Origin of the sequence: Caryophanon tenue (assembly GCF_001700315.1) — a bacterium.
Lineage (GTDB): Bacteria > Bacillota > Bacilli > Bacillales_A > Planococcaceae > Caryophanon > Caryophanon tenue.
The window spans coordinates 18939-42770 of the sequence record NZ_MASJ01000004.1 but is presented as its reverse complement, the minus strand read 5'-3'; the positions used below and the strand labels follow the sequence as shown (position 1 = coordinate 42770).

At 39.6% G+C, this 23832-nt stretch carries 23 protein-coding genes and 1 tRNA gene; 16 read left to right on the top strand and 8 right to left on the bottom strand.

Going from position 1 to position 23832, the window contains the following annotated elements; all coding sequences use genetic code 11:
• Positions 1-6 precede the first annotated feature (6 nt).
• Both whiA and A6M13_RS05810 read left to right on the top strand, forming a co-directional pair.
• Positions 7-948, top strand: coding sequence for a DNA-binding protein WhiA (gene whiA, locus A6M13_RS05815; RefSeq protein ID WP_066543768.1), 942 nt, complete (start codon positions 7-9; stop codon positions 946-948).
• Between the two features lie 130 nt (positions 949-1078).
• On the top strand, positions 1079-1330 hold the full coding sequence (locus A6M13_RS05810; protein WP_066543766.1) for an HPr family phosphocarrier protein: 252 nt from the start codon (positions 1079-1081) through the stop codon (positions 1328-1330).
• Positions 1331-1397: 67 nt separating this feature from the next.
• On the opposite strand, the gene A6M13_RS05805 is transcribed toward A6M13_RS05810, so the two are convergent.
• A tRNA-Arg gene (locus tag A6M13_RS05805) sits at positions 1398-1469 on the bottom strand.
• Between the two features lie 212 nt (positions 1470-1681).
• Between A6M13_RS05805 and clpP the strand changes: the two genes are divergently transcribed.
• From clpP to eno, 11 genes are all read left to right on the top strand, one after another.
• A complete protein-coding gene (clpP, locus tag A6M13_RS05800; protein ID WP_281181710.1) occupies positions 1682-2302 on the top strand; it encodes an ATP-dependent Clp endopeptidase proteolytic subunit ClpP in 621 nt (206 codons plus the stop codon).
• A gap of 757 nt (positions 2303-3059) precedes the next feature.
• The gene (locus A6M13_RS05795) at positions 3060-3833 is read left to right on the top strand and encodes a basic amino acid ABC transporter substrate-binding protein (RefSeq protein WP_066543763.1); all 774 of its coding nucleotides are present in this window, start codon (positions 3060-3062) and stop codon (positions 3831-3833) included.
• A gap of 72 nt (positions 3834-3905) precedes the next feature.
• Positions 3906-4601, top strand: a complete 696-nt coding sequence (locus A6M13_RS05790; protein WP_066543762.1) for an amino acid ABC transporter permease — start codon at positions 3906-3908, stop codon at positions 4599-4601.
• Positions 4601-5323, top strand: a complete 723-nt coding sequence (locus A6M13_RS05785; RefSeq protein ID WP_066543760.1) for an amino acid ABC transporter ATP-binding protein — start codon at positions 4601-4603, stop codon at positions 5321-5323. Before A6M13_RS05790 ends, A6M13_RS05785 begins: the two co-directional genes overlap by 1 nt.
• A gap of 73 nt (positions 5324-5396) precedes the next feature.
• Entirely contained in the window at positions 5397-5633 is a 237-nt protein-coding gene (locus tag A6M13_RS05780) for a glutaredoxin family protein (protein ID WP_066543758.1), read from the top strand.
• Between the two features lie 201 nt (positions 5634-5834).
• On the top strand, positions 5835-6866 hold the full coding sequence (locus A6M13_RS05775) for a sugar-binding transcriptional regulator (protein WP_066543757.1): 1032 nt from the start codon (positions 5835-5837) through the stop codon (positions 6864-6866).
• A 23-nt stretch (positions 6867-6889) separates the two neighbouring features.
• Positions 6890-7897 (top strand): type I glyceraldehyde-3-phosphate dehydrogenase, encoded by a 1008-nt coding sequence (gene gap / locus A6M13_RS05770; protein WP_066543755.1) that lies wholly within the window; start codon positions 6890-6892, stop codon positions 7895-7897.
• 324 nt (positions 7898-8221) lie between these two features.
• Complete coding sequence (locus A6M13_RS05765) at positions 8222-9406, top strand: phosphoglycerate kinase (RefSeq protein WP_066543753.1); 1185 nt, start codon at positions 8222-8224, stop codon at positions 9404-9406.
• Between the two features lie 75 nt (positions 9407-9481).
• Positions 9482-10243, top strand: coding sequence for a triose-phosphate isomerase (tpiA, locus tag A6M13_RS05760; RefSeq protein WP_066543749.1), 762 nt, complete (start codon positions 9482-9484; stop codon positions 10241-10243).
• Positions 10236-11759: a 2,3-bisphosphoglycerate-independent phosphoglycerate mutase gene (gene gpmI / locus A6M13_RS05755; RefSeq protein WP_066543746.1), complete on the top strand. Its 1524-nt coding sequence runs from the start codon at positions 10236-10238 to the stop codon at positions 11757-11759. Before tpiA ends, gpmI begins: the two co-directional genes overlap by 8 nt.
• A 59-nt stretch (positions 11760-11818) precedes the next feature.
• Complete coding sequence (gene eno, locus A6M13_RS05750; protein ID WP_066543745.1) at positions 11819-13114, top strand: phosphopyruvate hydratase; 1296 nt, start codon at positions 11819-11821, stop codon at positions 13112-13114.
• 188 nt (positions 13115-13302) lie between these two features.
• Here eno and A6M13_RS05745 read toward each other — a convergent pair whose 3' ends face one another.
• Positions 13303-14943, bottom strand: a complete 1641-nt coding sequence (locus tag A6M13_RS05745) for an alkaline phosphatase (RefSeq protein ID WP_066543744.1) — start codon at positions 14941-14943, stop codon at positions 13303-13305.
• A 171-nt stretch (positions 14944-15114) separates the two neighbouring features.
• On the opposite strand from A6M13_RS05745, the gene A6M13_RS05740 reads away from it, so the two are divergent.
• Positions 15115-16521 (top strand): MDR family MFS transporter, encoded by a 1407-nt coding sequence (locus tag A6M13_RS05740; protein WP_066543742.1) that lies wholly within the window; start codon positions 15115-15117, stop codon positions 16519-16521.
• 45 nt (positions 16522-16566) lie between these two features.
• Here A6M13_RS05740 and A6M13_RS05735 read toward each other — a convergent pair whose 3' ends face one another.
• Complete coding sequence (locus tag A6M13_RS05735; protein WP_066543740.1) at positions 16567-17910, bottom strand: YjiH family protein; 1344 nt, start codon at positions 17908-17910, stop codon at positions 16567-16569.
• 357 nt (positions 17911-18267) lie between these two features.
• Between A6M13_RS05735 and rocF the strand changes: the two genes are divergently transcribed.
• Positions 18268-19155, top strand: a complete 888-nt coding sequence (rocF, locus tag A6M13_RS05730; RefSeq protein ID WP_083998238.1) for an arginase — start codon at positions 18268-18270, stop codon at positions 19153-19155.
• Between the two features lie 258 nt (positions 19156-19413).
• On the opposite strand, the gene A6M13_RS05725 is transcribed toward rocF, so the two are convergent.
• The 4 genes from A6M13_RS05725 to A6M13_RS05710 form a co-directional block, all read right to left on the bottom strand.
• On the bottom strand, positions 19414-19884 hold the full coding sequence (locus A6M13_RS05725) for a PepSY domain-containing protein (protein WP_066543736.1): 471 nt from the start codon (positions 19882-19884) through the stop codon (positions 19414-19416).
• Positions 19885-19986: 102 nt separating this feature from the next.
• Complete coding sequence (locus A6M13_RS05720) at positions 19987-20469, bottom strand: PepSY domain-containing protein (protein ID WP_066543734.1); 483 nt, start codon at positions 20467-20469, stop codon at positions 19987-19989.
• Complete coding sequence (locus A6M13_RS05715) at positions 20466-21788, bottom strand: sensor histidine kinase (protein ID WP_066543732.1); 1323 nt, start codon at positions 21786-21788, stop codon at positions 20466-20468. The genes A6M13_RS05720 and A6M13_RS05715 overlap by 4 nt, the downstream gene beginning before the upstream one ends.
• Positions 21788-22459: a response regulator transcription factor gene (locus A6M13_RS05710; RefSeq protein ID WP_066543731.1), complete on the bottom strand. Its 672-nt coding sequence runs from the start codon at positions 22457-22459 to the stop codon at positions 21788-21790. Before A6M13_RS05710 ends, A6M13_RS05715 begins: the two co-directional genes overlap by 1 nt.
• Before the next feature lie 122 nt (positions 22460-22581).
• Here A6M13_RS05710 and A6M13_RS05705 point away from each other — a divergent pair, with 122 nt between their 5' ends.
• Positions 22582-22785, top strand: a complete 204-nt coding sequence (locus A6M13_RS05705) for a hypothetical protein (RefSeq protein WP_066543727.1) — start codon at positions 22582-22584, stop codon at positions 22783-22785.
• Between the two features lie 44 nt (positions 22786-22829).
• Here A6M13_RS05705 and A6M13_RS05700 read toward each other — a convergent pair whose 3' ends face one another.
• Positions 22830-23825: an aliphatic sulfonate ABC transporter substrate-binding protein gene (locus tag A6M13_RS05700; protein WP_141680902.1), complete on the bottom strand. Its 996-nt coding sequence runs from the start codon at positions 23823-23825 to the stop codon at positions 22830-22832.
• Between the last annotated feature and the right edge of the window lie 7 nt (positions 23826-23832).

Here is a 23832-nt window from a genome sequence, read left to right as displayed (position 1 = left end):
ATGAGCATGTCTTTTGCTTCAGAAACAAAAAAAGAATTGACGCATGTTGAAGCGGATGATCGTGCACTAAAAGCTGAAATCTCTGCCTTAATTCAAATGAACGGTTCGCTATCATTTGCGAATCGTCAGCTAAGTTTAGATGTTCAAACAGAAAACGCAGCGATTGCACGTCGTTTGTATACGAATTTAAAGAAATTGTATAATTACAATGTTGAACTCCTTGTACGTAAAAAAATGCGCTTAAAGAAAAATAATGTATACATTTGTCGTATTCGCGATGAGGCGAAAACATTATTAAAAGATTTGCATATTATTACGGATGATTTTCAGTTTCAGCACGAAATTTCAGAGGCGTTAATTCCACGTACAAATGAAAAACGTGCGTATTTACGAGGCTCATTTTTAGCAGGTGGCTCTGTTAACAACCCGGAAACCTCTGCGTATCACTTAGAGATTTCGACGCTGTATAAAGAGCACGGGGAATCAATTATGCATTTAATGAATGAATTTGGTTTAAATGCGAAAACGATTGAACGTAAAAAGGGCTTTGTTACCTATTTAAAAGAAGCGGAGAAAATTTCAGATTTCTTAAGTATTGTAGGTGCAACACAAGCGATGCTGAAATTTGAAGATGTTCGTATTGTCCGTGATGTACGTAACAGTGTAAACCGTATCGTCAATTGTGAAACAGCGAATTTAAATAAAACGATTGGTGCAGCACTGCGCCAAGTGGAAAACATTCGCTTTATTGATGCCACAATCGGTTTAGACCAACTGCCTGATAAATTACGAGAAATTGCCCGTTTACGTGTAGAATACCAAGATGTTACGCTAAAAGAGCTCGGCGAAATGGTATCAACAGGTGCTGTCAGCAAATCAGGTGTCAATCATCGCCTTCGTAAAATTGACGAGATTGCAGAATCATTACGCAGTAACCAAATTAGCTAACACAGAAAGCTTATCAACTTTTTTTGACACGATAAGCTTTTTTGTTCAACGAATAGTTGTTCTTTTGAAAGCGTTTCGATAAGATAGAACTAGTAACAGTGTATCGGAAGTAAAAGATGAGGTGAAAACAGTGGAAAGTCAAAAGGTCATTACATTAAAATCTGGTTTACAAGCACGTCAAGCGGCGTTATTTGTGCAAGAAGCAAATCGCCACGGTGCAGATATTTTCTTACAAAAAGATGAGAAGAAAGTAAATGCGAAATCTATTATGGGTGTTATGAGTTTAGCAATTGCAAAAGGCTCAGTCGTTACGTTAATTGCAGAAGGTGACGATGCAGAAAAAGCCGTAACAACATTAGCGAATTTAATCGGTGCGGAATAAATGAATGAAAAAAGTGGCAGGAGAAATCGTGAAATTTCTCCTGCCACTTTTGACGTGTGTGGATAAACGCCCTCGGAGGGAATCGAACCCCCAGCCTAAGAACCGGAATCTTATGTTTTATCCATTAAACTACGAGGGCAATACGTTCTTTATTATACCGCAACAGCTTTGGATTTCAAGAGCATTTCTGGAAAACATTTCTCAGTAAAAGGCGTTTATTGAAAATCATTTTAAGGGTACAATAGATTTATGTAATACATAATGCAGAGGAACGATAAATTGGTGAGTATATTATTTGACCATTCTTGACTAAAGCGTGTATGATAAGTACAACGCTAGTGAAGCTAGCAAATAGGTACTGACAATAAGGAGGAACTTTCAATGAACTTAATTCCTACAGTTATTGAACAAACAAACCGCGGTGAGCGTGCATATGACATTTATTCACGTCTATTAAAAGACCGTATTATTTTATTAGGAAGCGGCATTGATGATAATGTAGCAAACTCAATCGTTGCACAATTATTATTTTTAGCGGCTGAAGATGATGAAAAAGACATCTACTTATATATCAACTCTCCAGGTGGTTCAATTACAGCTGGTATGGCGATTTATGACACGATGCAATTCATCAAGCCAAAGGTACATACAATTTGTATCGGTATGGCAGCATCAATGGGTGCGTTCTTATTAGCAGCAGGTGAAAAAGGTCATCGTTATGCGTTACCAAACGCTGAAGTAATGATTCACCAACCACTTGGTGGCGCGCAAGGACAAGCGACTGAAATTGAAATCGCTGCAAAACGTATTTTATTCTTACGTGAAAAATTAAACAATATTTTAGCAGAGCGTACTGGTCAAACATATGAAACGTTAGCACGTGATACAGACCGTGATAACTTCATGACAGCAGAGCAAGCAAAAGAGTACGGTTTAATTGACCACATTATGACAAACAGCACGGAGCTGTAAGATTTAAAACGCTTTTTACATGTGAGCGACGATAAATATAAAATAGTGGCAGGAGAAATAATAAAATTTCTTCTGCCACTTTTTGTCGTCTTAAACGGTTTTATAGACACAACGCATAACAAGCATTTATGTGTGATTAGCGAGCGTATTTATTGATAAACATACCGGACAAATTGACGCCATGTTGAACCGGTTACATAATGGGATGAAAATGTGTCGAAAGCGAGAACGAATGTCACGAAAAGAATGGAATAAGTGAAGAGAAAATAGTAGCTTATTATGTTACTTTCGTGTAAAGTTGTCATTGTTCATAATAATTTTATTATGAATAACCATTTTACTGTTTCAATTATATATATTTTTTTATAGAGAAAAAGCATCATCCGGTAGTTTTAGCAGCCTGCTGGCAGGTGCTTTTTCTCATGTACCTTAAAAGCACCCTAACGTCGAGGGTGCTTTTTTCTATTTTGTGGTACATCATAAGGATATGTCACTAAAATATTTTCAGATAATTTAGTGTATTTAATTTGAATAATTATTTATGTATATGCAAAGAAATAATTGTCGAAATAGCTTTACAACAACATTATTGATGAATAATTATTAGTTAATGCATACAATTAGTTAATAAAAATCTATAAATATGCATAAAAATTAAATTTTCTATTGTCTTCTTCTGAAAACAGTATTATAATCAATACATCAAATATACAATTAATTATCAGATAACTGATTACAATAGACGGGGGCACTCATTATGAAAAAGAAAACTTGGTTTGCTGCACCATTACTAGCAGCAACATTATTACTAGCAGCATGTGGTGGAGATGATTCGTCAAGTACAGACGGCGAAGGCATTACAAAAGTAGTTGCAGGTACAGAAGCAACATACGCACCATTTGAATATATGGATGATAGCGGTGAAATCCAAGGATATGATAAAGAAATTTTAGAAGCAATTGGTGAAGAGATGGGCTTCGAGTTAGAAATGCGTAACGTAGGTTGGGAGCCAACATTTAGCTTAGTAACAACAGGAGAAATTGACCTAGGTGCTGCGGCTATTACGATTACAGATGAGCGTAAAGAAAACTATGACTTTACAGATCCATACTACGAAGCGAAATTATTAATGGTTGTGAAAGAAGATTCACCAATCACGTCATTTGAAGAATTAAAAGATAAAAAAGTATCGGTACAAATTACAACAACGGGTCACTTAGCAATGCAAGAGCTACAAGGCCAAACAAGCTCAAATATTTTAGCCTATGAAAATTTACCAATCGCGATTCAAGAAGTAGTTAATGGTACAACAGAGGCAGCTATCGGTGATAACGCGGTAGTACTTGAGTACATTAAAAATAACCCAGATAAAGGCTTAAAAGTCATTGAAGATGATTCATTTGACGTTGACTACTTAGGCTTCATGGTGAAAAAAGGTAATGACGAATTATTAGACGTGTTAAACGAAGGTTTACAAAAAATTAAAGACAACGGCAAGTTAGCTGAAATTACAGGAACTGAGCTAGAGTAATTTGATTAGCGTCTGCCACTCGTTCGTCTAGAGCGAGTGGTTTTCGTCTGTCATGAAGAAGGAGGAACAATTATGCTAGATTTTATCCAATGGGAAATGATCTGGAATTACCGCGAAATGTACTTAAAAGGTATTTGGGTAACGATTAGCTTAACGGTTTGTGGTTATCTTGGCGGTGTGATTCTAGGGTTATTTTTAGGACTAGGACAAATTTCAACAAAAAAATGGCTATACTGGCCATGTAAAATTTATGTCGATGTGTTCCGTGGCACACCGATGCTTGTACAAATTTTCATCATTCACTTAGCATTATTACCATCAATTTTCGGACAGTCATTTGGCTGGTTCGTGTCAGGGGTTATTGCATTAGTATTAAATAGTGCAGCGTACAATGCGGAAATTTTCCGTGCAGGGATTCAGTCTGTACCAAAAGGACAAATGGAAGCAGCACGTTCGCTGGGCTTAACGCATTCAGAAGCGATGCGTAAAGTTGTATTACCACAAGCATTCCGTCGTATGATTCCACCACTTGGAAATGAATTTATCGCGTTACTGAAAGATTCATCATTAGTGATGGTTATCGCAGCTCCGGATATTTTATATGTAAGTAAAATTGTCGCTGGTACGTACCAACGTTTCTGGGAGCCATACATTTTTGCGGCACTTATTTATTTAGTGTTAACATATGCGGTGACAAAGCTTGTTGCGTATATTGAAAAGCGTACAAATAACACGATTAATCCACGTAAGCAAGGAGGGCGCGCTTAATGATTAAAGTAGAAAATTTACAAAAATCGTACGGTGACCTTCATGTATTAAAAGGCATTGATTACGAAATTCATGAAGGACAAGTTGTTTGTGTCATTGGTCCTTCAGGTTCAGGGAAAAGTACATTTTTACGTTGCTTAAACTTATTAGAAGAAGTATCAGGTGGCGCAGTATATATTGAAGGTAAGAAAATTAACGACCCAAGCAGTGATATTAACACGATTCGTGCAGATGTTGGCATGGTATTCCAGCAGTTTAATTTATTCCCGCATATGTCGGTATTAGAAAACATTGTGATGGCACCGATGCAAGTTCGTAAAATGTCAAAAGCAGACGCTGAAAAACGCGCAATGACATTATTGGAGAAGGTAGGGCTTGCTGAAAAGGCACATAACTTCCCAGAACAATTATCAGGTGGGCAGCAGCAACGTGTTGCCATTGCTCGTGCACTAGCGATGCAGCCAAAAGTATTATTATTTGATGAACCAACGTCAGCGCTTGACCCAGAAATGGTCAAAGAAGTACTTGCCGTTATGAAAGATTTAGCGGAAGAAGGTATGACGATGGTCGTTGTCACACATGAAATGGGCTTCGCACGAGAAATGGGTGACCGCGTTATCTTTATGGACGGTGGTTACATCGTCGAAGAAGGACACCCAGAAGATGTATTTGGGAATCCGCAAAACGAACGTACACAATTATTTTTAAGTAAAGTACTATAATGAGAAAGTTGCTGATGAATTGCATCGGCAACTTTCTTTTTTTATACTTTTATAGAAAAGGAGCTGAAACGATATGCAACTTCAATTGTATTCGCGTCCGGGCTGCAGCTTATGTGACGACGCGCGCCGCACATTACAGATGGTCCAACAAGATATTTCATTTACATACGAAGAGATTAATATAGAACAATACCCTGTACTGCACGAGCGTTTTTGTCTCATGATTCCGGTTGTCGAAAAAGATGGACACATTTTACAATATGGGCACATCGATTATGTAACGATACTTGAAGCATTAGAAGATAACTGATACAGTGTAATAACAGTTATCTTCTTTTTAATTGTTTTATAGTACAGTCGAACAAAAAAATGTTTTATCGTAGCAAATTGTTGCAAAAGCATGGTTGTTAGATTACAATAGCAATAGAAAGTTTATTTTTTTTGCTTCTAGTGGGACTTAATATGTTATAATGGGTTAAAAAGCGTCCCTAATTAAAAGGAAGTGGAGAAAATGTTAGAAAAAGAAGCACAATTAAAGTTATTACCAGAGTTACAATCTTTACTACAAGTACGTTATCGCATTTTACAAATGATTCAACTGTCAGCACCAATTGGCAGACGCCCGTTGTCGGAGCTACTGAATTTACCGGAGCGTGAAGTACGCACAGAAACAGAGCGTTTACGTAAGCAAGGGTTAGTAATTGCCGAGACAAAGGGTATGTATGTTACAGAAGTGGGTATGGAAGTATTAGAAACACTTCGTCCACTCTATTACGAATGGTCGGGGATTTCGGAGCTAGAAGAAATGCTACGTCACCGTTTTGGTATTGCGCGTGTTATTATCGTGCCAGGTGATACTGATGAAGACCAACATGCACGTATGTTAATGGGGCAACAAGCTGCAAATGAATTAATGAATACGATGCAACCACACGACACAATCGCTGTTACAGGCGGTAGTTCAATCGAAGCGATGGAAAACTTCCTCGTTGAAAGTGATGTTGCGAAAGATGTTCAGTTTATTGCTGCTCGTGGTAGTATCGGTCATGAAATGCGTAGACAAGCGAATACACTTGCTGCGAGCTTTGCAGCAAAAACAAACAGTGCTTATAAAACATTGTATTTACCAGAAAACTTAAGTGAACACATTTACTTAGCGTTAAAAGAAGAGCCAATGGTCAAGGAAATGCTGACGCTTTACGAAGAAACAGCAATCGTCGTTCATGGTATTGGCCGTGCTGATACGATGGCACAACGTCGACAAGTAAGCGATATTGAAATGCGCTACTTAGAAGAAGTTGGCGCAGTCGGCGAAGCTTTTGGTTATTATTTCAACGAGAAGGGTAATACAGTTCATAAAGTACGTGCAATCGGCATTGCCGAACATCACGTGAAGAAAAGTAGAAACGTCTTAGCAGTAGCGGGCGGTAAAAATAAAGCAGCTGCCATTCGTGCCTATTTTTTAAGTGCACCGAAGCAAACAACATTTATTACAGATGAGGCAGCCGCAAAAGAAATTTTAGACGCATTCAAGAAAAATTAATTATATTATTGGAGGAATTCACAATGGCATTAAAATTAGCAATTAACGGTTTTGGACGTATCGGACGATTAGTATTTCGTGAAGCAATGAAGCATGATGAGTTTGAAGTAGTAGCGGTAAACGACTTAACAGATGCAGGTCAATTAGCGCATTTATTAAAATTTGACTCAATTCATGGTGTGTATGATGCAGATGTACAAGCGGAATCAGATGCTTTCATTGTTAATGGTCAACGTGTACAAGTGTTATCTGAAAAAGACCCAGCGAACTTACCTTGGGGCGAATTAGGTGTAGACGTAGTGCTAGAATGTACAGGACGATTCCGTTCAATGGAAGATGTATCAAAACACGTAGAAGCGGGCGCGAAAAAAGCGATCCTTTCTGCACCAGCAAAAGGCGATATGCCAACATTCGTAATGGGTGTAAACCACGAAGAGTATGACCCATCAATGAAAGTATTCTCAAACGCTTCATGTACGACAAACTGTTTAGCACCAATGGCGAAAGTAATTGACGAAGCATTCGGTATTAAACGTGGCATGATGACAACAATTCACTCATACACAAATGACCAACGTATTTTAGACTTCCCGCATGAAGATCCACGTCGTGCGCGTGCAGGTGCGGTGTCAATGATTCCAACAACAACAGGTGCAGCAGTAGCAGTATCAAAAGTATTACCACAATTAAAAGGGAAATTAGATGGCTTCTCAATGCGTGTACCAACACCAAACGTGTCATGTGTTGACTTAGTTGTTGAATTAGAAAAAGACGTAACAATTGAATCGTTAAACGCTGCATTAAAAGAAGCAGCAGAAGGTCCGTTAAAAGGTATTTTAGCGTACAACGAGCTACCACTTGTTTCAATCGACTATAATGGTAACCCAGCGTCTTCAACAATTGATGGTTTATCGACAATGGTGATGGAAGGTCGCATGGCGAAAGTGGTATCTTGGTACGATAACGAAATTGGTTACTCAACTCGCTTAATGGATTTAGCATTATACGTGGCATCAAAAGGACTAGAATAAAAACTGAATAACACATTTTCGTAATAAAAGGAAAAAGTGTAACATATTTATCATATTAGCACTTAAAAAGTATAGCCTTTTTTGGACAATTGCTCATATAATAGATAGGGACATAAAACAACCCAGTTTTATGTCCCATGTTACATAACTTTACGAAAACAACTTCATAGACTTTTGCGGTATGCGAAAGTCTATTTTTATGCAAGTCGATAGATGAAAGAAATCGTACGATGTAAAACTATGGTGTTTACTCTACAAATAGCACAAAGTCTGCTAAAATCGCTTGTAGAAGCTAGTTTATGAATAATGAGGAGGACCTAACTAATGTTAGCAAAGAAATCAATTCAAGATGTAGAACTTCAAGGAAAGCGCGTATTTGTGCGCGTAGACTTTAACGTACCAATGGAAGATGGGCAAATTACAGATGATACGCGTATTCGTGCAGCAATTCCAACAATCCAAGCACTAGTGGATCAAGGTGCTAAAGTGATTCTTGCATCACACTTAGGTCGACCAAAAGGCGAAGTAAACGAAGATATGCGCTTAACAGCAGCAGGTGAGCGTTTAGCAGAACTAATGAATAAACCCGTAAACAAATTAGATGAGTCAATCGGTGAAGTAGTAGAAACTGCTATCGCGGAAATGAAGGAAGGCGACATCGTATTACTTGAAAACGTACGCTTCCACGAAGGCGAAGAGAAAAATGATGAAGCATTAGCCCAAGCATTTGCGAACTTAGCAGATGTGTATGTAAATGATGCATTTGGCGCAGCGCATCGTGCACACGCGTCAACAGAAGGTATCGCAAAATTCATCCCAGCAGTATCAGGCTTCTTAATGCAAAAAGAATTAGATGTACTTGGTAAAGCATTATCAGCACCTGAAAAACCATTTACAGCTATTATTGGTGGCTCGAAAGTAAAAGATAAAATTGGCGTTATCGAAAACTTATTAAACCAAGTAGACCATTTATTAATTGGTGGCGGTTTATCGTTTACATTCGTGAAAGCATTAGGCTACGAGATTGGTAACTCTTTATTAGAAGAAGATAAAATTGAATTAGCAAAATCATTTATTGAAAAAGCAAAAGAAAAAGGCGTAGAGCTACACTTACCAATTGATGCAGTTGTAGCGAACGAATTTTCAAAAGATGCTGACACACAAGTTGTCGATATTGATGCGATTCCAGAAGGTTGGATGGGCTTAGATATCGGACCGAAAACAGTTAAAAAATATGCACAAGTCATTCAAGATTCTAAATTAATCATTTGGAACGGACCTATGGGTGTATTCGAAATGGAAAAATTCGCAAACGGTACACAATCAGTAGCAAATGCAATGGCTGAAACAGCAGGCTACACAATTATTGGTGGCGGTGACTCAGCAGCAGCAGTTGAGAAGTTTAACGTAGCAGACAAAATGGATCACATCTCTACAGGTGGCGGTGCATCACTTGAATTAATGGAAGGTAAAGAACTTCCAGGTATCGTCGCATTAAACGATAAATAATGAACATCAATAGAAAGCGTCGCACCAAGTATTACATCACAGTATGCTTTCTTAGAATATAAAGGAGGTTCTATCATGCGTAAACCAATTATCGCAGGGAACTGGAAAATGTATAAATCATTTGAAGAGGCAGCAGACTTTGTTGACGAAGTAACATCACTTATTCCATCAAATGAGGCAGTAGATGCGGTTATCTGTGCACCAGCAATTTATTTAGCAACATTAGTTGAAATTGCAGATGAAACAGATTTAGCAATCGGCGCACAAAACATGCACTACGAAACAGAAGGTGCATTTACAGGTGAAGTAAGCCCAACACAATTAGCAAGCATCGGTGTTGATTACGTTGTGCTTGGTCACTCAGAGCGTCGTGAATATTTTGCAGAAACAGATGAAGCCATCAACAAAAAAGTACGTGCGGCATTAAATGTGGACATCGTGCCAATCATTTGCTGTGGCGAAACAGATGCAGAGCGTGAAGCGGGACAAACAGAAGCGAAAGTAGAAGCGCAAATTACAGCAGCACTACAAGGCTTCTCAGCAGAAGAAGTTCAGCATATGGTCATTGCATATGAGCCTATTTGGGCAATCGGTACAGGTAAAACAGCAACAGCAGACGATGCAAACGCAGTATGTGGTGCAATCCGTCAAGTCGTTGCAAACCTATTTGATGATGCAACAGCACAAGCAATCCGTATTCAGTACGGTGGCTCAGTAAAACCAGAAAATATTGAAGAACTATTATCAAAAGAGCATATCGACGGCGCATTAGTTGGCGGTGCAAGCTTACAAGTCGAGTCATATGTGAAATTAGTGGAGGCCGGCGCAAATGCCTAAACAACCAGTAGCTTTAATTATTTTAGATGGCTTCGCATTCCGTGACGAAACATTCGGGAATGCCGTTGCACAAGCGAAGAAGCCAAACTTCGACCGTTATTGGAATCACTTCCCACACGCGACATTAACAGCGAGTGGCGAAGCAGTAGGACTTCCAGACGGTCAAATGGGGAACTCTGAAGTAGGTCACTTAAACATTGGTGCAGGTCGCATCGTTTATCAAAGTTTAACGCGTATTCATAAATCAATTCGCGATAAAGAGTTTTTCGACATTCTAGCCTTTTTAGACGCAATTGCTCATGTGAAGCGTCATGGCGGTAAGCTTCATTTAATGGGCTTATTATCAGATGGTGGCGTACATAGTCACTATGAGCATTTATTTGCCCTATTACAATTAGCGAAACAACAAGGGCTAGAAGATGTATTCGTACATGGCTTCTTAGATGGTCGTGACGTTGCACCTGATACAGCGCTTCGTTATATTGCAGATACAGAAAAGCAAATGGCTGATATTGGTGTTGGCCAGTTTGCATCGATTCATGGACGCTACTATGCAATGGACCGCGATAAACGCTGGGACCGTGTAAACTTAGCGTACGAAGCAATTGTTGATGGAGTAGGTCCGATTTTTGAATCTGCACAAGCAGGTGTTCAAGCATCATATGACCAAGATATATTAGATGAATTTGTTGTACCATTTGTTGTGACAAAAGATGCTGTACCAGTGGCGACTGTCGACTCAAATGATGCCATCATTTTCTTTAACTTCCGTCCTGACCGTGCGATTCAGTTATCCGCAGTATTTACAAACCCAGAATATCAAGGTTTTGTAGAATCTGAGAAGGAACTCACAAATGTGAAGTTTGTGTCGTTCACACATTATAGTGATGATGTAACAGCACAAGTTGCATTTGAAAGTGATAACTTGAAAAATACAGTTGGTGAAGTGATTGCTGCAAACGGCTTAACGCAATTACGTATCGCAGAAACAGAAAAGTATCCGCACGTAACGTTCTTTATGAGCGGTGGTCGTGAGGAAACATTTGCTGGTGAAGAGCGTATTTTAATCGCCTCTCCAAAAGTTGCAACATATGACTTGAAACCAGAAATGAGCGCATATGAAGTGACGGATGCATTAGTAAATGCGATTGAAGCAGACCGCTTTGATGCCATTTTATTAAACTTTGCAAATCCAGATATGGTTGGTCACTCAGGCATGCTTGAGCCAACGATTAAAGCGATTGAAGCGGTTGATGAGTGCTTAGGTCGTGTAGTGGATGCGATTTTAGCAAAAGGTGGTCACGCTATCATTACAGCAGACCACGGTAACTCGGATGAAGTGGTAACTGTTGAAGGGCAACCGATGACAGCACATACAACAAATCCAGTGCCGGTTATTGTAACAAAGGAAAATATTACACTTTCTGAAGGTATTTTAGCGGACTTAGCGCCAACAATGTTAAAATTATTAGGTGTTGAACAACCAGCCGAAATGACGGGGAAAGCTTTATTTTAAATAGCTAAGCACATTGCTTTTCTATATATAAACTTTTAAAAACAAGGAGATTAACTATTATGCCATTTATTACACAAGTTTACGCACGTGAAGTTTTAGACTCTCGCGGTAACCCAACAGTAGAAGTAGAAGTATTCACAGAATCAGGTGCTTTCGGGCGCGCAATCGTACCATCTGGCGCATCAACAGGTGAATATGAAGCAGTTGAGTTACGTGACGGCGACAAAGACCGCTACTTAGGTAAAGGTGTCTTAAAAGCTGTAGAAAACGTAAACACAATCATTGCTGAAGAATTAGAAGGTCAATATTCAGTTTTAGACCAAGTTGTAATTGATGAAGCATTAATCGCTCTTGACGGTACAGAAAACAAAGGTAAATTAGGGGCTAACGCCATTTTAGGTGTATCTATGGCTGTTGCACATGCTGCTGCTGATTATTTAGATGTACCACTTTACCAATACTTAGGTGGTTTCAACTCGAAGCAATTACCAGTACCAATGATGAACATCATCAACGGTGGTGCACACGCAGATAACAACGTTGATATTCAAGAATTCATGGTTATGCCTGTAGGTGCTGCAAGTTTTAAAGAAGCAGTACGTATCGGTGCAGAAATCTTCCATAACTTAAAAGCAGTATTAAAAGATAAAGGCTACAACACAGCTGTAGGTGACGAAGGTGGTTTCGCACCAAACCTTGGTTCAAATGAAGAAGCAATTACAGTTATTATCGAAGCAGTTGAAAAAGCAGGCTACAAAATGGGTGAAGAAGTACGCATCGCACTTGATGTTGCATCTTCAGAGCTTTACAACAAAGAAACTGGTAAGTATGTATTAGCTGGTGAAGGCGTAGAAAAAACGTCTGAAGAAATGGTTGCTTGGTACGAAGAGTTAACAACAAAATACCCAATTATCTCTATCGAAGACGGCTTAGACGAAAACGACTGGGCTGGTCATAAATTATTAACAGAGCGCATTGGTAACCGCGTACAATTAGTAGGAGACGATTTATTCGTAACAAACACGAAAAAATTATCTCGTGGTATTGAAGAAGGCGTTGGTAACTCAATCTTAGTAAAAGTAAACCAAATCGGTACATTAACAGAAACATTTGATGCAATCGAAATGGCGCAACGTGCAGGCTACACAGCAGTAATCTCTCACCGTTCTGGTGAATCAGAAGACTCAACAATTGCAGACATCGCACTTGCAACAAACGCTGGTCAAATTAAAACGGGTGCACCATCTCGTACAGACCGCGTAGCGAAATACAACCAATTATTACGCATTGAAGACCAATTAGGTGCAACAGCTCGTTACAACGGTCTTAAATCTTTCTACAACTTAAATAAATAAGTAAAACTTCCAACGAAAAAGAGATTGGAACAAAAGGAAATATCCTTCAGCAATGACAACTGCTGAAGGATATTTTTTTGCTTTGGGTGCTACGCCACATCGCGGACGTGTTTCGTAGGCAGATGTTCCGCTTTTTATCAGAAATAGGGTTCTGTCCCAGCCGCTTCGTTTTCTTCGATTGAATCGGATTAGTTAATGAAGTTTACCACTTCATCTGAAATATAGAAATGCTGGTCGTTATAGAAGTGCACGCTGTTGAATTTTTTCGTTAATGATAACACGCGTCCATTTTTAGAAATACGGTCTTTTTGCACGGTGTTTTTATTTTCATGTAGTGTGTATACGACATTCGCTTTTTTGGCAACAAGTGTTGGATTTGCTTTGTCAGATGTATCCACTGTAACATCGAAACCTTTCGCTTGTAGTGTAGCGACACCGTCATTAAATAAAATATCCGTTGTTTGTGCTAAATCAACATTCATTGTTTCAGCCATCACTTTCGCTAAATCTGTATTGTCGATTAAGCCTGTTGGGCGATTTGGTCCGTAGCTATATAAAAATACATCATCACCTGTATGTCCACCCGTTGTGAAACCGATGTTTGCACGTGTTGACAATAACTGAACGAACGTTTGATTTAAGTTTTTGCTGTTTTGAAGTGCTGTACGTTCAGCCGCTGTTAAATCTTTTAAGCCGTACAGTGCTGCTACTTCTTCTAAGTTAGAGCGATCTTCTTTTAATTGTGATAATGCACCTTCAAGTGTCATTGTCGCTTCTTTTAATGGATTGATATACTCTGTAATGTCCATTTTATCGTAACCACTATTTGTATTTGTGTTCCCGATTGTAATACCAGAGTTTGCATGGTCTGTTACAGCAATCACAAGCGTGTTACCATCTTCTTTTGCGAAGTCTAAAGCTTCACCAACAGCTGCGTCAAATGATAAAAAGTCTGTCACCATACCGATTGGGTCGTTAGCGTGTGCTGCCCAGTCAATTTTACTACCTTCTACCATTAAGAAGAAGCCATCTTTATCTTCATTTAATGTGTCAATTGCTTTTGATGTCATCTCTGCAAGAGTGGGTTGCTCCGGATTTGTTTTTTCACGGTCAAAATCATACGCTAAAGCGCTCGGTGCAAATGCGCCCCAGATTTTATCGCCGTCTGCTGCTAATAATGCTTCGCGTGTTTGTACGAAATCATAGTTTTTTTCCACGACTGGTAATAAGTTTTCACCGTCTTTACGTGTTTGCTGTAACGATGCTAAACCACCACCTAATACAACATCCATATTGCGGTATACTTGTTGCTCTGCAATATCATCGTAATTGCTACGGCTTGTTGCATGTGCAGAGAAACCAGCAGGCGTTGCATGTTGAATTTCAGATGTCGATACGATACCTGTAGCCATGCCCTTTAACTGTGCGCCTTCCAGAACATTCGCTACTGGCTTGAAGGCATCTTCTTCTGAGCCTTCAACACCCGGCATTGTAATGTTAGACGGTAAAACGCCAACGTAACCAGAATTTGATTTATGACCTGTGGCTAATGCGGTAGCAGCAGGTGCAGAGTCAGAAATAGCGGATTCTGCTGAATATGTGCGAACAGCGCCTGTTAAAATTTCATCAACATTATTCGGTTGACCTGTGTACCAACGAGCTAATGTTGAGACATTATCACTTGAACCATCCATAATTAACATAATGACATTTGTCGGCTCTTCTTTCTGTGGTGCTGGTGTTTCTGCTTGAGATGGTGTGCTAAAAGCAGTTACTGCTAATGTGCTTGCAACCGCAAAAGCACCAAATTGTTTACTCCATTTACGCATAATGTGTCATTCCTCCAATGTATGTATAAAGTACTTCCTCAATTACTTTACTAAAATACTATTAATACGCTATGCAGAAAATGTAGTAAATATGTAAAGGGATGTGAAGTTCTGTCGTAAATTGTTAAATTTTATGCTACAATAGCGAACGTGTATGAAAGGAGCGAAACCGTGGAACAACATTTTAATGAACAATTATATGCAAAACGTACAAAAATTATTGCGGCATTTTTAGTTGCTGCTTTTATTGGGCTTTTTAATGAAACAGCGCTAAATATGGCATTTGTTGAATTAAGTCGAGATTTCGATGCCCCCACTTCAACGATACAATGGCTGACAACGGGCTACTTATTAACTTTAGGGGTACTCGTACCAATTTCTTCGTTATTTATGCAACGCTTTACAACTCGTCAATTATTTATTACATCATTACTCTTTTCAATCAGTGGCACAATTATTGCCGCATTGTCACCAACATTCGCCGTATTACTTATAGGGCGTGTCGTGCAGGCGATTGGAACAGCTATTATTTTACCGTTAATGACGCAAGTAGTTTTAATGGTATATCCAATTAGCAAACGCGGAGCTGCGATGGGGAAAATCGGGCTTGTTATCGTATTCGCCCCAGCAATTGGTCCAACTGTAGCAGGCTTTATTTTAGCCGATTTAACATGGCACTTTATCTTCTGGATTTGTGTACCGTTTTTACTCATTGCGCTTGCACTCGGTGTGAAGTTTATTGAAAATGTCAGCGAAACACGTCCAGTAAAATTTCATATTCCATCGATTGTATTATCAACAATTGCATTTGGTGGGATTGTGTACGGCTTTAGTATTTCAGGAGAGCTAGGTACATTCTTTAATATGGAGGTAATATTGGCAGTCGGTATCGGTGCGCTTGCATTAATTATGTTTAGTGTCATGCAGCTGAAAATGGCGCAGCCGATGTTAAATTTACGCGTCTTCCAATATCCGATGTACGTATTTGGTTTAATCATCGTAATGGCCGTGATGCTTGTTATTTTATCAACAATGGTCATGCTGCCGATTTATTTACAAAACATATTATTACTGACGCCCGTATTTGCAGGTCTTGTGCTATTACCAGGTGGTGTCATTAATGCATTTATGTCTGTCGTTGCGGGGAATTTATTTGATAAATTTGGCCCTCGTGTGATGGTACCAGGTGGTTTAGCATTAGCAGTCGCAGCATTATTTGTGCTACGTACAATTGATGCAAACACATCACCGTATTTAATTGTAGCGATGCACATCGTTTTATTTGTCGGCATTTCGTTAGTGATGATGCCTGCATCGACAAATGGTTTAAATCAATTACCGCCATCGCTGTATCCAGATGGTTCGGCTGTGATGAATACATTGCAGCAAGTAGCGGGTGCAGTCGGAACGGCTATTGCCGTAACGATTATGTCTATTACGATGGCGAATAATAGCAATGACCCATTAGCAGCGGTAAATGGCGTTCAAAACGCCATTACATTTGGTTTAGTACTAGCGATTATCGCATTTGTCGTATCGCTATTTTTAAAGAACGTTCGCAAAGAACAACAACAATAAAAAAGAGCGCTCACGTTTATTCATAACGTGGCGCTCTTTTTTGTGTTAAAAAATCAAATGACCGATACCAGCAGCAATTGGTAAGGCAATAATTGTGCGGATTAAAAAGATAACGATTAAGTCGAAGAAGCGAATTGGTAGTTTAGTTCCTAAAATTAAGCCACCAACTTCTGACATATAAATCAGCTGTGATACGGAGACAACAGCAATCACAAAGCGTGTTAACTCAGATTCAATGCCCGATGATAAAATGGCGGGCAGTAGCATATCGGCAAAACCAATGACCATCGTTTGAGCAGCCTCAGCCGCTTCTGGAATTTGTAGCAACATTAAGTACGGCTCAAATGGCTTTCCTAAAATGCTAAACACCGGTGTATACGTCGCTAAAATAAGGGCGATTGTCCCGAATGCCATGACAATCGGTGCAACACTAATCCACATATGCACAACATTTTTACAACCTTCTACGAGCATTTTGGCTAAGTTGCGATTTTGGTCTGCCTTTTCAATTGCATTTTTTAAACCGAATGATACTAAATTATGCTCTGCTGGCAATTCCTCACGACTATAATCAACAGGTGTTCCATCAATATACGTATCTTCCTTTTGGCGAAGCGGATAAATACGCGGCATAATAATCGCTAAAATAACACCACACACTACAACGGAACCATAAAATTGTGGGAAATAATTGGCTAAGCCGACTTCTTCAATAATTACTAATGAAAAGGTAATCGATACGACCGAAAACGTTGTCGCAATTGTTGCTGCCTCACGTTTTGTATAGTTTCCTTGCTCGTACTGTGCGTTTGTTAATAATACGCCAATCGTACCGTCACCAACCCATGAAGCAAGTGCATCAATTGACGCACGCCCAGGAATTTTGAATAATGGGCGAACAATTTTAACAAGTAGCGAACCGAAAAATTCAAGCAAACCGTAGTCTGTCAGTAGCGGTAAAATTAACCCAGCAAAGAAGAAAATAATAAATAGGAAAGTGACGAGACCACCATCACCGTTAAATAATAACGCGCCGGTATCACCACTTGTAATGATTTCAGGACCTTGCTGTGTGAACACCATCGCGGCGAAAATAAACGCCAGCACACGCACAATTGTCCAAAATAAATTGACTTGAAATAGGCTATGCACAAATGAGGTTTTTTTCGGCATAACGTAAAAGATAATAGAACCGATTGCTGCAATCGCAAAAAGAGCAAGCGCAAAAACTTCAATCCAAGAGCTGACGATACCTGCTGACCAACTAGAGAACATGGAGATCGGGACTTTCCAACCGTCATCAGCTTTAATCGGAAACATAAATAAAAAGGCACCAATAATGGACGGAATAATAAAGTATAAATAAGAAGAGAGTTTGTAATTATACATTTGGGCGATCCTTTCTGTTGTGCGTGATAGAGTATATTTATGTAAATACGCTTTAAAGAATGCATTTTAGAGAATTTTATAGTGTCGGACGTTGTTTTGTAAAGTGCGAAAAATTTTTTGTTTCCGTATATAAATGAATAAAAATTAATTTTTTGCATAAATAGAACGGTACTTTTATAGTGTGGATGAATAAATGGTTTATAAATATGTATAAAAATATTTTTAAAAGAAAGCGCTTTAATGTTTGTATATTGCGCTTTGTGCCGTTTTTTTGTTATGTTGTGAATAAGATAATTTTTAAAAAATATAAGTTCGTGCAATTTTGATTGTGCATATTGGTGGAGGGAGAACAAGTTGATGAAGAAAGTGTCATTATTAGGGGTACCAATGGATTTAGGGCAAGCGCGCCGCGGCGTAGATATGGGGCCGTCAGCAATGCGTTATGCTGGTGTCATCGAGCGTTTGGAGAAACTAGGCTATGATGTGCGTGATTACGGCAATGTTGTTGTGGATGAGCGTTCAATAGAGGAAGCATCGCATGAAAACTTAAAAAATTTATCAGCCGTTGTGAATACGAGCATTCGCATTCGTGAAACGGTACAGCAAATGATTGATGATGAAGCCTTTCCGCTACTATTAGGAGGCGACCATAGTATGTCGATTGGTACGCTTGCGGCCATTACAGCGCGTCATGAAAATTTAGGGGTGATTTGGTATGACGCGCACGGCGACTTAAATATTCCGAGCACATCACCGACCGGCAACATTCACGGTATGCCACTAGCAGTAAACTTAGGGTTAGGTCATGAGTTATTAACAAATATCGGTGCGAAAAAATTAAAGCCTGAAAATATTGTGTTAATTGGTTCACGTGATTTAGATGAAGGGGAGCGTGTGCTAATTAAGGAGCTAGGCATTAAAGTATTTACGATGCATGAAGTCGATATGCTTGGCATGGCTACAGTAATGGAACAAACATTACAGCATTTAGCACATACAGACGGCATTCATTTGTCATTAGACTTAGATGGGCTTGACCCGATGGAATGCCCAGGTGTTGGTACGCCAGTATTAGGTGGTTTAACATATCGTGAAAGTCATTTAGCAATGGAGCTACTTGCCGCATCTGGTCGCGTCACGTCTGCCGAATTTGTGGAAGTAAATCCGATTTTAGATGAGCGCAACAAAACGGCACAAGTAGCAGTCGCATTAATTGCATCATTATTTGGTGACCAGTTGTTATAAGCGATGGAGAAGAAAGTGTTCGAGACAGAGTGCTAAAATTTAAAACATCCTATTTGTCACAAGCTATGCTTACGAAACGTGTCCGTTATGTGGCGTAGCACGTAGCGCAAAAAAACCTTCAGCAAGGATGATTGCTGAAGGTTTTTTACTTCTGTCTCATATTTATTTTGTTGTGTCTGCCTCTCTTTGTGTACGGCTATAGAGCAGACGTATCGTTTGAGGGAGCGTTATTTTATGTGGCTGGCTTTTTTTGTGTAATTAGTCCAGATCTTTTTCTACATCAATAACATCGCCTGTAACAGCATCAATATCAACTTCATATTCTGTTTGACCATCTGCAAACTCGATCGTGTAAATTGCTTTATTGTTGTCATTGTCTAGGTCGATGTCAGTCACGGACCCTGCTGCATGTTTTTTCGCAATGTCGACAGCTTGCTCAGCTGTTAAAATATTTGTTGGAATTTCACGGAAATCATCATCAATATCAACAAAGCCTACAGATGTTTCGATTGGTGCGTGGTCTACGTCGTCATCATCTGAAAAACGTGTTGGGTCAATGCCGACAGTTGCTAGTGTATTTGAGACCTTTTGTTCCACAGAACGTTCGATTGTATCCACTTGTTGTTCAACACGGTCTTCTGCTTGTGGGAATAGCGTTGTACCGGCAAAAATGCCACCTGCTGCGATTGTTAAAGCTGCGATTGGTGCTACGATAAATACTTTTTTCATGATGTTGTTCCTCCTAATGGGTTGCTGTTATTTGTTAACTCTAGAATAGCAAAGCAATATGAGAGGACGCTGAGAGAAACATTAGAATTTCATGAGAAAACATTAATCATCATAAACAATCGACAAAACTTCACCAGTGATCGCATGTACTTCGACCTCAGCTTCAGCTTCCGTTGTGTCATTTTCAAGTTCAATTAAAAAATAACCACCTGCATTATTTTCAATAAACGCCACTTGTTCCACTGTACCTGGAAAGGCAGCAATGGCTTGCGTAACCGCTTCGTCCTTCGTTAATAAAGTAGGCGGTTGCTCAGTAGGAGGTTGTTCAACAGCGGGTGGTACAAATTGTGTTAGTTGCTCAACGCTCACAATTTGGCCTTCATCTGTTAACGATGCTTGATATTCACCGAGCGTCGTTTCAAATGTAATGGTTGTGCCTTGTTGGTCGATTAACGTACCGTTATAAACCGTACGTATTTTTTCAGCTAACTGTTCATCACTAATGGGCTGTTGCTGTGGGAGAAGTTGTAGCGCGACAAACATGACAACAGCAATGGCGAGTAGCACAACGATCAGTTTTTTCATGCAACATCCCTCCAACGTAAAATAATAGTCGTACCTTGACCAACTGTACTAGCCACTTCAAGATGGATATTAAGTTGGTCTGCTAATTGTTTGGCGATTGCCATACCTAAACCAGTGCCACCTGTAGAACGATTTCGAGCTTCATCGACACGATAGAAGCGATCAAATAAATGAGGGATATGCTCGGCTGCGATACCTGCACCAAAATCTTGAATCCGAATTTCTGACGGTGCATGCAATGTCACAATGATGTGTTTATCGCTATATTTTATCGCGTTCTCTAAAAAAATTAAGAGTAATTGCTGAAATGGCGCAACGGCAATTGTACGGGTATACGGCGTACCTTCAATACGGATTTCACGACTATATGCTTGCTGAAGTGGTGCTACAAATTGTGGAAGCCACGTACCAAGCTCAATTTGTTCGATTTCTCCGTGAAGCTCTTCATTGCGGGCCAGTGCTAACATTTGCTCAATCATTTGTTTCATATTGGCAGTTTGATTCGTAATGGCATCGAGTGCTTCGCCTGTCATTGCCGCGTCTTGCGTACCACGACGTTGCAATAATTTTGCGTAGCTTTCAATAACCGTTAGCGGTGTTTTTAGCTCATGTGACGCATTGCCAATAAACTGCTGCTGCAAATGATGGTTTTGTTGAAGACGCGACATTAAATCATTATACGTTGCACTTAATTGCGAAATTTCATCGCGCTTTACCTTGCCTTCTAATTGAGCGAACGAGCCGTTCAAAATATTTTGTTGCATCGTTGTATTTAAGCGTTCAATCGGTTTGCGGATTGTGCGGCTAAGTGCGACACTCGCTACATAAATGGGCATGAGCGATAAAAAGGCAATGCCGATTAAAATTAGTCGCAGTAAATGTAAATTGTCCTCAATATCCATAAGTGGTTGCGCAAGCTCCAATGTAACGACTTCACCGGTCGCCCACAGTGCAGGGATGGACGCTTGTAAAATAGGGTGCTGCTCCCACGTTTCTACATGATGTCCCGTCAGTGTAGTCGTCGGTAAACGTTCATCAAATGTGCTGCCTTTCACAAAAAGGACCGTTTCATTTTGTGTATTCGTAACACGAATATCGCCATTGGGTGGTAAATACGTGCGTAAAATGGCGGTCGTTTGTTGTTCAGTTGTCGCTTCTTGTAGCAGAGGCAATGCTTGCTCAGTGCGATTGATTAATTGTTCATATTCGGTTTTATAGGCCATTTGTTCATACACAATATAAATGGCGCTGAAGCTTAACACGACAATAAAAAATGTAACTGCGGTAGAATATAAATGAATTTTCGTTGAAAGCTTCACTACGCATCATCCTTTACGATGTATCCGACACCACGAACCGTTTGAATGACATGGTTGTCGAGCTTTTGGCGTAAATAGCGAATATAGACATCAACAATATTTGTGTCGCCGTAGTAATCAAACCCCCATACGGCATTTAGCAATTGCTCGCGCGACTGCACGCTGTTTTTATGGCGCACTAGATGCAATAGTAAATCAAATTCACGTTGCGTAAAATCAATTGTTTGCCCGTTATAAGAAACGGTGCGCGCATCTGCATTTACGTGAATCGCACCTGCTGTAACGATATTACTACGTTGCAGCGGACGGCTAAAGCGTAGCGCACTGCGAATTCGTGCAAGCAGTTCCTCAAATTCAAATGGTTTTGTAATATAATCGTTTGCCCCTAAATCAAGCCCGGCAACTTTATCGTGTGTATCTCCTTTAGCCGTTAATAAAATAACCGGTGTCATCCGTTCATCAGTACGAATGCGCTTTAGCACGTCTAAACCGTTCATACCAGGGAGCATAATATCTAAAAGAACAAGGTCGAAGGATTGCTCTCGGTAAGCAATTAATCCATCTGTTCCAGTATGGGCAATGGTAACTTCATAGCCTTCAAATTGTAGTTCAAGCTGTAAAACGCGCGCAATTTGTGGTTCATCTTCTACGACTAAAATCCGTTGTGTCATCGTTATTCCTCCTGTCTCTTTTTATCGTAATCGAAATAGTACGTAGGTTGCAAATAAAGGGGAAGAGGTTTCATTTATTTTTAAGACGGGGAAATCAGTAACAGGAGGGGAGGGGAATCAAGATGAAGAAATGGTGGATGCTTTTAGCGACGGCACTTTTAACATTGACACTCGCTGCATGTAATGATGACAATAATAATAACGATAACGACGATAATAATAACGATATCATTGAAAACGACAATAACGACAATAACAACGATGATGACAATGATAACGACGATGATGATGACGATAACGACGATGACGATAACGACGACGATTAAAAAAAAGAGGCTTCCGCGTGTATTGTGCGGAAGCCTCAATGTTTTTATTTCGTTGCGTTTTCTAAAAATGATAGATTTACTAAACCTTCGATATCATCAGAAGTACTGTAGCCAGCTTCTTTAGAAATAGATGCCATCTCTTGGATTACTTCTTCATTTACTTCTGTTGTCGCTGTTAAGCGGTCAAATGCTTTTGTTACTTCTTCTTCAGAAAGCTCTTTACCTGTAATTTCTTTAATGTGTGTTAAGAATACTTGAATCGCTTCTTCAGGATTTTCTTGAATGAACGTTACGGCTTTTGCATGTGCACGTAATGCCGCTTCTGTAATTTCTGGGTTTTCACCTGAGAAATCTTTCGTTGCAACAACAACTGTATTTGTTGATTCATTGCCCCATGCAAATTCATCTGGACCTTCAAGTAAAATCGCGCCTGCATTTGTTTCGATATTTACACCCCAAGGCTCTTGTGTTGCAGCTGCATCCACTTCACCTTGTAGGAATAATGAAGCTGTATCCGCTGGTGCTTGTTTTAATAATTCGACATCGTCACCTGTTAAACCAGCTTTTTCAAGAGATTTGCGTAAACCAACGTCCTGTGTTGAACCGAATGTTGGAATGGCGATTTTCTTTCCTTTTAAATCCTCTAATGTTTCGATACCTGCATCTGCACGAACAACTAATACCGCACCACCGTTAACCGCACCTGCAACAATTTCATGCTGTGGATTTTTTAAGTATGTGTTTAATGCTGGTGTCGGACCAACTGTACCAATATCAATATTGTCTGTAGACATGGCTTCCATAAAGCTTGAACCGTCAGAGAAAGTTGATGTTGTAATTTCAATATCGCTGCCTAATTCTTCTGCGTAGAAGCCTTCTTCAAGCGCAACGATTGTTGAAATGTGTGTCATATTCGGGAAGTAGCCGATGCGAATTTCTTCTGCGTCGTTTGTTGCTGTTGGTGTTTCCTCTTCGCCACCACATGCGGCAAGTGTAAGTGCTGATAATAGTGCTGCTGATAATAACCAATGTTTTTTCATAATACGA